Raw genomic sequence first — 9,829 nt, 5'->3', positions numbered from 1 at the left:
TGGGTCGTAGCCCCGACCGTCCGCTTTCTTCAAGTTGTCCAATTCAGTTTGCCGGTGCAGCGAAGGTCTGCTTTCCGCCCTAGTGACGGCGCGGGACTTCAAGCGCACCCGATTTCGCACTTGCAGCGAACGCTCACTTTGTCTCGCAGAGCGGTCATCGACGCGCCTTGCAGCGAATGGCTGCTCCGAGCCCACAGCGGACCTAGTAAAACTGCCTGAGTGATCACCCTTCCGCTGGCGGCACGGCCCGCTGATAGAGATGCCATGTGGTGTGGCCAAGGATCGGCAGGGTGAAGATAAGGCCCAGAAACGCCGGAACCATGGACAGCAGCATGGTGACCGAAATGATCGCCGCCCAGGTGAGCATGACCACCGGGTTTTCCGTGACAACGCGAATGGACGTGAGCATGGCGGAAACGAAATCGATTTCCCGGTCAAGCAGCATAGGCATGGCGACGACGGTCACCGTGAACAAGACAGCCGCGAGAAATGCACCGACGCAGGTGCCAATTGCAAGGAAGGTCCAGCCCTCTGGTGTGAACAATACGGTGTTGATGAAACCGTTTAAATCCGAGAAGGATGAATCTTGCAGCACGATTACCAGTACAATCCGAAACTGGTAAAACCATACCCACAAAACGAACAGGGTGACAAAGGCCATCCAGCCCATCTCGCGCTTGCGTTGATGCGCCATGACGGTGAGGATTTCAGACCAGCCGAAACTCTCTTCCTTCTGCAAACGGCGAGACATTTCATAAAGCCCTGAGGCTGCGAATGGCGCGATCAGCGGAAAACCTACAGCGGCTGGCATAACCATCCAGATTTTTTCGAGCCAGACTAGGCACCAAACAAACAGGATTCCGAAAACCGCATAGAAGAGGCCAAAGAAGCCGCTTGTGAAAGGGCGTGCCAGAAAGTCGGAAAACCCGGCCTTCAGTGATGCTTTGATATCATCCGCGGTCACTTTATTGACCTTGATCACGGCCCGCCGCTGGGGCGTCAGATTGTCCGGTGGTGTGGAACCTCCAGTCTTAGATTTCATGACATGGTCCTCCCAAAGCGTGGAGCCGCGCTGGTGCGTTTGTCATCAGATCCAGCAGTGAAACAGACATCCCTCCCCGCAAATTAGTTTGCGCTAGCTGAGGTGTAAGGGCAAGGGGGAGTAAGGCGGCTTGGTCCCGCAGAGCAGTCATTCATGCATGGCGCGGCGAATGGCTGCTCCGAGCCCAGACCAGACTCGCTGTATTTTCGCTGCGTGCGCTCGCAGGATTTTCCACGCCGCGGCGCCGTAGAATTTCGCGCCGCACTGCAGCTGAAAGAGCGGTCATTCATGCCAGCTGCAGCAAGGTCGAACCGGGCAACGACTCGGTCGCGGACAAAACAGGTATAGAAGACATCTATTCGTTGACATCTCACGACCCGACACAGATGGCTTTAATGATGGATGTCGGACAGATCATCGAAGTTAACGACCGAATGCAGACGGATTACCGTTATCAGTTGACCGCGCCTGTCGGGCAGGCGTTCAGACAAGATTTCACGCCGTATTTCACACCTCAGAAAATGCTCAACATGGGCGTTTTTGAAGGAAAGTATTGCACCGACTGCACGGGAGAATTGCCGGAACACTGGTTCACCAATGCCAAACTAAGCGATACGCCAAACCCGGACATCAATTATTTTGGTGTAAAAAGCAGACAAGACCTTAGCATCTGGCAGCAAAAGGGGTGGATCTATGGTCCCGACCCAAGGGGTTGGTTTCAATGGTACTGCCGATATTATCTCGGTCGCCGTTTGCCTAAGGTTGATGAAATTCAAATAAAGCGTTGGCGTGGATTTGCACGCCATGCCGGACAAATTCGGGCAAATTGCTATCCTGGCGATATGTTTTGCCGCCCGCGCCAGCGACAAGCACTCTTACAATGGTCATACGATCCGATGATATAGTGTGTTGTACCAAACAGCACGGCGCTACTGACAGACCATACCACTTCGGGCTCTCTGCGGACCGCCGCAAAGCAGCGATGCGCGGCTAAGACTGCGCTCGGGAACCGGTCATTCTCGGATGCGGATTGGGATTGGAGCCAAACCATTTCGGAACAGAGCCTTAGCGGGGTTTCGTCGGATAGCGCTTGCCCTTCGCCTTCCAACACCGGTCATATGTCGAACGCTCGCTCAACGGCGGAAGAGAGCCCAAAGTGTTCGATGTTGCACTGTGTACGACCAGATTTGCAGGGTCTCTAGCATCAGATTTCTCGCATGCGACGCATTCTGCGGATTGCGAACTCGGTTAGAGCAACCAGCAATGTCGTGAACACAATTGTCGAGAAGATTGACTTGCTCATCGACGCCAGACTTGCCGCTGTAACCAGTGCTTCGGGCACGCTGGGTCCGGCATTGAGCATCCAGAGGATCAACCCATTTTCAGCGTAGTCAGCGGTTGCCGCCAAATAGGCCATAGCCGCAACCGCTCGATACCATCGAACAGTCGAGCCAAAGGATCGCGACAACCAAAGCAGGGAGCTGGCGCTCGAAATCGCAAGCAAGGCCGGATACACCATGTCCAGTGGAATTTGCCTCATTAAATAAATACGACGCCCCTCATCTTCGAGCGCTGAAATGAGTGCCAATGCATCTGCATAGGAATAACCAGTTGGTCGCATGTCGAATGCCCTAACGCCGGTGATCTGTTCAATATCGGCAAGCGTGCCGAAGACCATGAGAAAATAGACAAGGATTGCGGCGCCCCAGAAAAGCAGGATGCGTGATCCGTGCTGTGGAAAGGAAAGTAAGTTGATCATAATTGTCTCCTTGCTGCGATACTGCGGGGCTATCAGTACACGGTCAGTTCAGTCATTATCATTTGATAACGTTGGTTGGGGGGCAGCACGGATTGGACAATCATCTGAAGACCATCGAGGAATTTTGGACTGATCTCCCGGCAGAACATCGGGCAATACTGTTAGATGCTTTCAGCATTCGGACATCGCCAATCGGCGGTTACGTGTCGAGCCAAGGTGAGCGAGACGAGAACGAATATATTTTATTGCGGGGACGTGCGCGAAGCTTGGTCACCGATGCCGAAGGTAACGAGGCAAGCCTGAACCTGTACGTCGCCCCAATTGTAATAACGCCCAACATGGCCAGAACATCCGGCGGCTGTTCTTTAGTGGACATCGAGGTTTTGGATGACGCCGTTTTTGCGACAACCCCTGCCGCGCATTTGATGGACCTGATGGTAAATTTCGAAAGCATACGCGAATGGGGAAATACCTTAATGCGCGAAGAGTTGACCCGCAAAGTCGGGCGCGAATGGTGCCTTGCAGCGTTGAGCGCGCCGCAGCGCTTAGAGTGGTTTCGTAAGAACCACCCAGGGTATGAAGACCTTTTTGCCCATTTCCACATTGCCTCGTATCTGGGAATGACCCCCGTCACGCTTAGCAGAGCTCGTAACCCTTGATCGCAAGCAAATAAGCGAAGCGAAGGAGGACATCGTTCGGAACTATTGCTTTGCAAGGCAACGGCAGTTTAGTCCCGCACGGCTGACATTGGTGCAAGATGCAGTGAATGGCAGCCTCGAGCTGCGGGCATTTGAAATTGGTCCTGACTCCAGTCATGGCCAAGCCTTGAGAGTGAAGCATTGATTTATTCGTTCGAATGATTTAATAAATCTAAAAGGGGTAGGTTATATGGCTCGTGTAACTGCAGAACGCGTGAAGGAAACCAAGCGAGAGCTTCTGGACGCTGCGCAACAGGTCCTTCTGGAGGAGGGGTACTCGGGGCTTTCAACCCGTCGCGTGGCTGAAGCGGCGGGCACTCAAATGAGCCAGATCCAGTATCACTTTGGATCGAAAGAAGGAATGATCTTGGCACTGTTCGAATACTTGAACGGCCAATTGATTGATCGGCAAACCCAGGCGTTCAAGAATCCCGATCTGAGTGTCTCTGAGAAATGGGCACTATCGTGCGACTATCTCGAAGAAGACCTGGCATCCGGATATGTGCGGGTCCTGATGGAACTAACAGCTGCGGGTTGGAGTAATCCCGCAATCGGCGCTGCAGTTAGGTCTGCATACTCCGAATGGCATGATCTCATCTTACAACTAACTCGCGAGATCGAAGCGCAGAATGGACCACTTGGACCGTTCAGAACCGAGGATGTTGGCGCACTGGTCAGCGCTGTGTTCATCGGGGCCGAGGCAGCGATAGTGCTGGGATACGAGTCGCCAGAAATCCCCTTTCGGGATGCATTGCGTCGGTTCGGCGTCGTTATCGAGTTCTTTGAGAAAACGAAAACAGAGGAGTGAATTATGCGAGCGAAACTACCTCATACCACTGGATACGTTGAGTGCGATGGCGTTAAGATCCACTATGAGATTTATGGTGACGGGCCAAAAACGATAATATTCGTCCCGACTTGGGCGATAATTCATTCGCGTAGCTGGAAGGCTCAAATTCCCTACTTTGCCGAGCAGTTCCGGGTAATTGCATATGATCCACGTGGGAATGGGAAATCCGATCGACCAGATCGTGTAGAAGATTACAATTTCGGGCTCGTCGTTGGTGATGTCACCGCGGTTATGGATGCCACCGAAACCGAGAAAGCGGTTCTCGTTGGATTGTCTTTCAGCAGCGCAGTCGCATACAGCGCAGCAGCGAAATACCCGGAACGGATCGAAGCGGTCATCTCGATTGGCGCATCGACACCAATCGTTCCCCCATTAGCAACCCGAAAAATCGAATTCGACGTGCCGGCACCGGAAAGCCCGGTGGGCTGGCAGAAGTTCAACAAGGATTACTGGCAGAATAACTATACCGATTTCCTCGCCTTCTTCTTAGATCAGGTGAACAGCGAAAGTCATTCAACAAAGCAACTTGAAGATTCTATAGAATGGGCGGAAACTGGGAACGCTGACATGCTGTCGATGTCCATGGATGATAATGTTGCCGAATTTGTAACCGAAGAAATGTATCGGCAGGTTAAGTGTCCCAATCTTCTCATTCATGCCAAGAACGACCAAATCTGCCCGATCTCGGGGTCGCAACGGATTGCCGAGCTTGCAGCTGGCGAACTGGTTGTTCTGGAACGCGGGGGACACGCCCCGCAAGCAAGGTTCCCCGCCTGGTTCAATACAACAATGCGCGATTTCCTCGCTAGACATTTGGGTACCCACAAACCCAAACGCCGCAAGATGAACGGCGCGAAGCGGGCGCTCTACTTGTCGTCACCAATTGGCCTGGGGCACGCCCGACGTGATCTAGCGGTGACGCGTGAACTTCGCAAACTGCATCCGGGCATAGAAGTCGATTGGTTGGCACAGGACCCCGTCACGCGATTCCTCGAAGCCAATAATGAAAGCATTCACGTGGCAAGCAATCTGCTGGCCAATGAAAGCGCGCACATTGAAGACGAATGCGGTGAACATGATTTGAATGCCTTCCAGGCAATTCGGAATATGGACGAGATCCTCATCAAAAATTTTATGGTTTTTCAGGAGGTCTTGGAAGAACAAAAATATGATCTGATCATCGCGGATGAAGCCTGGGATGTCGATCATTACTGGCACGAACATCCGGAATTGAAGAAAGCACCGGTCGCCTGGTTGACGGACTTCGTGGGTTGGGTCCCGTTTGAAGAAAACGGGCCACGCGAAGCCTTTCTGACGACCGACTACAATGCCGAGATGATTGGTCATGTTGAGGAAAATCCGATGGTTCGCGATCGCGCGATCTTTGTCGGCGGACCCGAGGACATAGTCGATCTGAGCTTTGGAAAGGGTCTGCCGCACATGCGGGACTGGATACCGAGGCATTTTGAGTTCTCTGACTATATCATCGGACAGCACCCGACAGAGTTCGGGTCCCGAGACGATCTTCGCGCCGAGTTCGGGTATGATGACGGAAGACTGACATGCATCGTGTCTGTTGGCGGGTCGGGTGTTGGAGCGACATTGATTCGTCGGATTCTTGCGGCTTACCCGATGGCCAAAGCACGGCTTCCTGAATTGCGAATGATCGTGGTAACCGGGCCGAGGCTCGATCCGGCGGCATTCCGGGTCCCCGCGGGAGTAGAGATGCGGTCCTTTGTCCCCAATCTCGACCGGCACCTAGCGGCCTGTGATCTCGCGCTGGTGCAAGGTGGCCTGACAACATGCATGGAGCTTGCCGCGGCCGGTACGCCGTTCCTTTATTTTCCACTGCGGAACCATTTCGAGCAGAACTTCCACGTTTCGAGTCGTCTGGAACGCTACAATGCTGGGCGGAAGATGATTTTCGCCGAGTCGGGGCCAGAGCAGATCGCCGAAGCGATGCTGATAGAATTGCAAAATCCGCGGGTTCCGCATCCAGTGGCCCGGGACGGCGCAGCGCGAGCAGCCTCGATGCTCTTCGAACTTCTCTGAACGGTAACTTCGAACGAACGGCGGCTTCGTCCGCAACTCGGTCATGCACCCCTCGGACCTCGCTGCGGTCGCGACCACTGTCGGCTTTTCTGGCTGCATTGCAGCGTAACTCTTGGATCGATTGGAGCTGTCGATTTGCGACACAAGCAAAGGACCCGATTTCAGTCCGGCCGCTCTAGGCTTATTCTGTTGAAAAACACCAAAATCTGGAAATCCCAAATTCCTGTCAAAAGCGCATATCCTGTCAAAGTCAGCTAAGATAGTGAACCAGGGGACGCGACGCGGCCTAGAAACCCGGGAGGCTTAATTTGGCCGATCCCCCTTGCTAAAATAAACTAATCGAGCCGTATGGCGAAAAAATCTGTCCGCCCGGCCCGAAACTGGAGTTTTTCAACAGAATAAGCTTAGAACGGTCGTTCGCTGCAAGATGAACCAATGGCCGCTGTGCGGAAAACCCGTCGTTCGCTTCCAGCCCTGCGAGCGGTCTCCTGCCGGATAATTAAACCCGAGACTATCCTGCACCCAACCGACGCTTCAGGCCGATGGCGAATAAACGCTGCGAAGGTCGCGCGAGCAACTAGCAAGACAGGTGCTAGTTATTCGGGAACGACTTCTCCGGAGCCTCCAAATTCCGATGGAAAGTCCTTCATCTTCGGTAGACCGTCCTTCATGGGAAGCACCGTCTCCGCGTAGTTAACGTGGAGTCCGGGCTTAAACTCGACGCTGGGAATGATCGCTGCGTAGACGTCTATGAGCTTCAGGCCAGGATGGCCTGTCATGACGTGACCACCGCACTTTGCGCACCATTTCCGGTCGCTGTTCTCGGTCTTGTTGTGTTGAAGAAGATGCTCTTTACCCTTCAAGATCTTGACCTTCTCAGGGTCCCAAAGCGTGAAGGCGTTGACCGGACCGGCAGACCAGTGTCTACAGCTTTCACAGTGGCAATAGCCCATACCGGCTGGCTCGCCCGTCACCTCGATTTCAACAGCTCCGCAAAAACACTGACCTGTGTGCGTATCAGACATTTCACCCTCCCTCGATTGCTTGTTGTGGAAGTAGATTAGCACAGAATCATGGGAAAGAGCCGAGAATTTACTGTGGAGCCCTCTGCTAGCTTCTTCAGACAGTTAGGTCAGAGAGGGAATTGTGGTCGGATGACGATTTCGGTAGGGCATGCGTTTGCGGGAAATTCAAGTACGAAGTGCACCGTTCGTGCAACATCGTCAGGCTGGATCATATGCGATCGTTCACCCTGCACACCCGCGGTCATCCCAGTGTCAACGAAACCGGGATAGATAGTTGCAACTTTCAACCCTTTGTCTCGCAGGTCCTCAAAGAGACAGCCCGAGAATGCATGCACTGCGTGCTTTGTGGCGCTGTAGATCCCGCCGCCTCCGAAGGTCATGCGCCCGGCAATGGAACTCAGGTTGATGATGGCGCTTTCGGGATGTTCCAGAAGATGCGGAATTGCGGCTTTGGTGAGATGCAAAAGACTACGGAAATTGACGTCGAGCGCCATGTCCCACCTCGACATGTCTGCTGTCTCGAAGGAGCCAGTTTCAAAGACACCTGCATTGTTGAAAAGCGCGTGCAGTGCGCCAAACCTCGTTTGCACTGCGTCAGGAAGCGAGGCAGTGTAGGCCTCCTCCGTGATCTCACCAGGAAATGCCTCTGCTAGCGCGCCGACCTTCCTACAATCGTCGGCCACCATTTCCAGTTTTCCAACGTCACGACCAGCCAAAGCGAGCGCCATACCTTTTCCCGCGAGTTGGCGCGCGGTGGCGGCTCCGATCCCACCGGACGCCCCGGTTATGAGTATAACCCTATCGTTGAGTTCCAAAGTTCGTCCCTCCTGCTCCATTTGCGTGATCTTGAAGCTTTTACCGGATGTGGCGCCACAACTCAGCTCTCCGTAAAGTTACCGGAAAAACCTGCTTGTTCCAAGAACTGCTGTGGGCTCAGAGCCGTCATTCCGCACCGGGTCGTCTGACGGCTTCTGGCCGCCCAATGTCCGAGCCTTGCGGTAACCTACTGAAACGATTGAAGCGTCTGCGTCAAACGAAAGGCCGCTTTTGGAGCGCATTTCAAAACCAGTATGTCGCGCAACCGCAAGGCCGCTTCGAGCCCTTTGTGATCGATGCTGCGGCATACACATTTCGTCAGTGAGGGCGGGAAGAATACATTCGCCGCGAATTCAAATTTTACACCGGAAGCAGTTATGATCTAGTTTAAAGAAAAGGGTCGAAAAATGGCTGGCAGCGAACGCGTATACCAAAACTTCCTGTTAGACAGCGCGCACTGGGACCACTTAGAAGAACGGGCCGACGATATCATCATCGCGACCCCCTACAAATGTGGCACCACCTGGATGCAAAACATTGTGCTGCATCTTATCTTTCAGGACCTCGGGCTGCGTGTCATCGGTGATTATTCCCCTTGGATCGATATGCGGCTGCAACCTATCCAAGAGCATTTGGAACAGCTTGAAGGGCAGGAACATCGACGATGTTTGAAGTCTCACCTTCCCCGTGACGGTCTATATCTTCGCGAGAAATCCAAATACATTATTGTTGGGCGCGACCCTCGTGATGTATTCATGTCATTCTGGAACCATTATTCAAACTATACTGACGAGTTCATTGCGGAAATGAATGACACGCCATGTCGGGTAGGCCCCCCTTTTTTCCTTGTCCCAAAGACATTCGCGAACTCTGGAAAATATGAATCAATAACGGCTGGTTTGAATGGGAAACGGAAGGCTATCCGCATTGGTCCAACTTGCGACATGTGCAGACGTGGTGGAACGAGCGCGAACGTTCGAACATTTTGTTCATGCACTTCAATGATTTGCTTGCCGATCTTGAGGGCGAAATTCTTAGGGTTTCGGACTATTTGGGCATCGAATGCAAAGATAAATCCCTGTCTGCCATTGCCAAAATCGTAACATTCAAGAGCATGAAGCGCGATTGAGAGACGTCAGATCCCAATGCGGCAGACGGGTTCAAGGGTGCTTTAAGGTGGATTAGAACTAGAACAATCTACGCAGACAACGATATCCCCATCGGTTCAAAAACTCGATCCAGGACTTCGTAAGGTAACTTAGAGTGTGTCGGTCCTGATCGGATTCGGGATTCCCATGGTGTTCAATCTGTGATTCCCTGCCTTTGAGGCAGATATTGGGGGTCAGAGATGGGTAAACCGCATCCTGTTGAGTTGCGAGAGCGCGCCGTCGCGCTTGTTGCTCAGGGAAACACACACACTGAAACGGCTCGGCGACTGTGTGTTTCGATCAAGTTCGTCAACGACATGGTGCGGCTCAAGCGCGAGACCGGGTCGCTTGCGCCCAAGCCGCAGGGCAATCCTGGGCGCGGCAAGCTGACAAGTGTCAAGGATTGGGTACGTGCGCGGATCGCGGCTCAGCCCGATCT

General features: G+C 53.3%; 9 protein-coding genes and 2 pseudogenes. 7 read left to right on the top strand and 4 right to left on the bottom strand.

What is annotated here, in order from left to right:
- Nucleotides 1-223: 223 nt before the first annotated feature.
- Complete coding sequence (locus AC221Y_RS15050) at nt 224-1,042, bottom strand: DUF2189 domain-containing protein (protein WP_486707645.1); 819 nt, start codon at nt 1,040-1,042, stop codon at nt 224-226.
- Nucleotides 1,043-1,428: 386 nt separating this feature from the next.
- On the opposite strand from AC221Y_RS15050, the gene AC221Y_RS15045 reads away from it, so the two are divergent.
- Nucleotides 1,429-1,947 (top strand): hypothetical protein, encoded by a 519-nt coding sequence (locus AC221Y_RS15045; protein ID WP_486707644.1) that lies wholly within the window; start codon nt 1,429-1,431, stop codon nt 1,945-1,947.
- A 299-nt stretch (nt 1,948-2,246) separates the two neighbouring features.
- Here AC221Y_RS15045 and AC221Y_RS15040 read toward each other — a convergent pair whose 3' ends face one another.
- Nucleotides 2,247-2,801: a hypothetical protein gene (locus AC221Y_RS15040; protein WP_486707643.1), complete on the bottom strand. Its 555-nt coding sequence runs from the start codon at nt 2,799-2,801 to the stop codon at nt 2,247-2,249.
- Nucleotides 2,802-2,893: 92 nt separating this feature from the next.
- Here AC221Y_RS15040 and AC221Y_RS15035 point away from each other — a divergent pair, with 92 nt between their 5' ends.
- The 3 genes from AC221Y_RS15035 to AC221Y_RS15025 all read left to right on the top strand — a co-directional run bounded on the left by AC221Y_RS15035 (nt 2,894) and on the right by AC221Y_RS15025 (nt 6,401).
- Entirely contained in the window at nt 2,894-3,460 is a 567-nt protein-coding gene (locus AC221Y_RS15035) for a Crp/Fnr family transcriptional regulator (RefSeq protein ID WP_486707642.1), read from the top strand.
- Nucleotides 3,461-3,689: 229 nt separating this feature from the next.
- Nucleotides 3,690-4,307, top strand: coding sequence for a TetR/AcrR family transcriptional regulator (locus AC221Y_RS15030; RefSeq protein WP_486707641.1), 618 nt, complete (start codon nt 3,690-3,692; stop codon nt 4,305-4,307).
- A gap of 3 nt (nt 4,308-4,310) precedes the next feature.
- A complete protein-coding gene (locus AC221Y_RS15025) occupies nt 4,311-6,401 on the top strand; it encodes an alpha/beta fold hydrolase (protein ID WP_486707640.1) in 2,091 nt (696 codons plus the stop codon).
- A 596-nt stretch (nt 6,402-6,997) separates the two neighbouring features.
- On the opposite strand, the gene AC221Y_RS15020 is transcribed toward AC221Y_RS15025, so the two are convergent.
- Nucleotides 6,998-7,426: a GFA family protein gene (locus AC221Y_RS15020; RefSeq protein ID WP_486707639.1), complete on the bottom strand. Its 429-nt coding sequence runs from the start codon at nt 7,424-7,426 to the stop codon at nt 6,998-7,000.
- A gap of 107 nt (nt 7,427-7,533) precedes the next feature.
- A complete protein-coding gene (locus AC221Y_RS15015) occupies nt 7,534-8,241 on the bottom strand; it encodes an SDR family oxidoreductase (protein WP_486707638.1) in 708 nt (235 codons plus the stop codon).
- A gap of 408 nt (nt 8,242-8,649) precedes the next feature.
- Between AC221Y_RS15015 and AC221Y_RS15010 the strand changes: the two are divergent.
- The 3 genes and pseudogenes from AC221Y_RS15010 to AC221Y_RS15000 form a co-directional block, all read left to right on the top strand.
- Nucleotides 8,650-8,970: pseudogene (locus AC221Y_RS15010) on the top strand (sulfotransferase domain-containing protein); the annotation flags it as partial.
- Nucleotides 8,971-9,188: 218 nt separating this feature from the next.
- Nucleotides 9,189-9,371 (top strand): sulfotransferase domain-containing protein, encoded by a 183-nt coding sequence (locus AC221Y_RS15005; RefSeq protein ID WP_486707637.1) that lies wholly within the window; start codon nt 9,189-9,191, stop codon nt 9,369-9,371.
- 219 nt (nt 9,372-9,590) lie between these two features.
- A pseudogene (locus AC221Y_RS15000) lies at nt 9,591-9,829 on the top strand (IS630-like element ISSpo6 family transposase); the annotation flags it as partial.

Source organism: Boseongicola sp. (assembly GCF_057460485.1).
This window is presented reverse-complemented; position numbering and strand designations above follow the sequence as displayed.

Bases quoted from the DNA above. Each gene is read 5' to 3' on its own strand.
- AC221Y_RS15050 (WP_486707645.1), bottom strand. From the start codon at position 1,042: ATGAAATCTAAGACTGGAGGTTCCACACCACCGGACAATCTGACGCCC.
- AC221Y_RS15025 (WP_486707640.1), top strand. From the start codon at position 4,311: ATGCGAGCGAAACTACCTCATACCACTGGATACGTTGAGTGCGATGGC.
- AC221Y_RS15040 (WP_486707643.1), bottom strand. From the start codon at position 2,801: ATGATCAACTTACTTTCCTTTCCACAGCACGGATCACGCATCCTGCTT.
- AC221Y_RS15020 (WP_486707639.1), bottom strand. From the start codon at position 7,426: ATGTCTGATACGCACACAGGTCAGTGTTTTTGCGGAGCTGTTGAAATC.
- AC221Y_RS15045 (WP_486707644.1), top strand. From the start codon at position 1,429: ATGGCTTTAATGATGGATGTCGGACAGATCATCGAAGTTAACGACCGA.
- AC221Y_RS15030 (WP_486707641.1), top strand. From the start codon at position 3,690: ATGGCTCGTGTAACTGCAGAACGCGTGAAGGAAACCAAGCGAGAGCTT.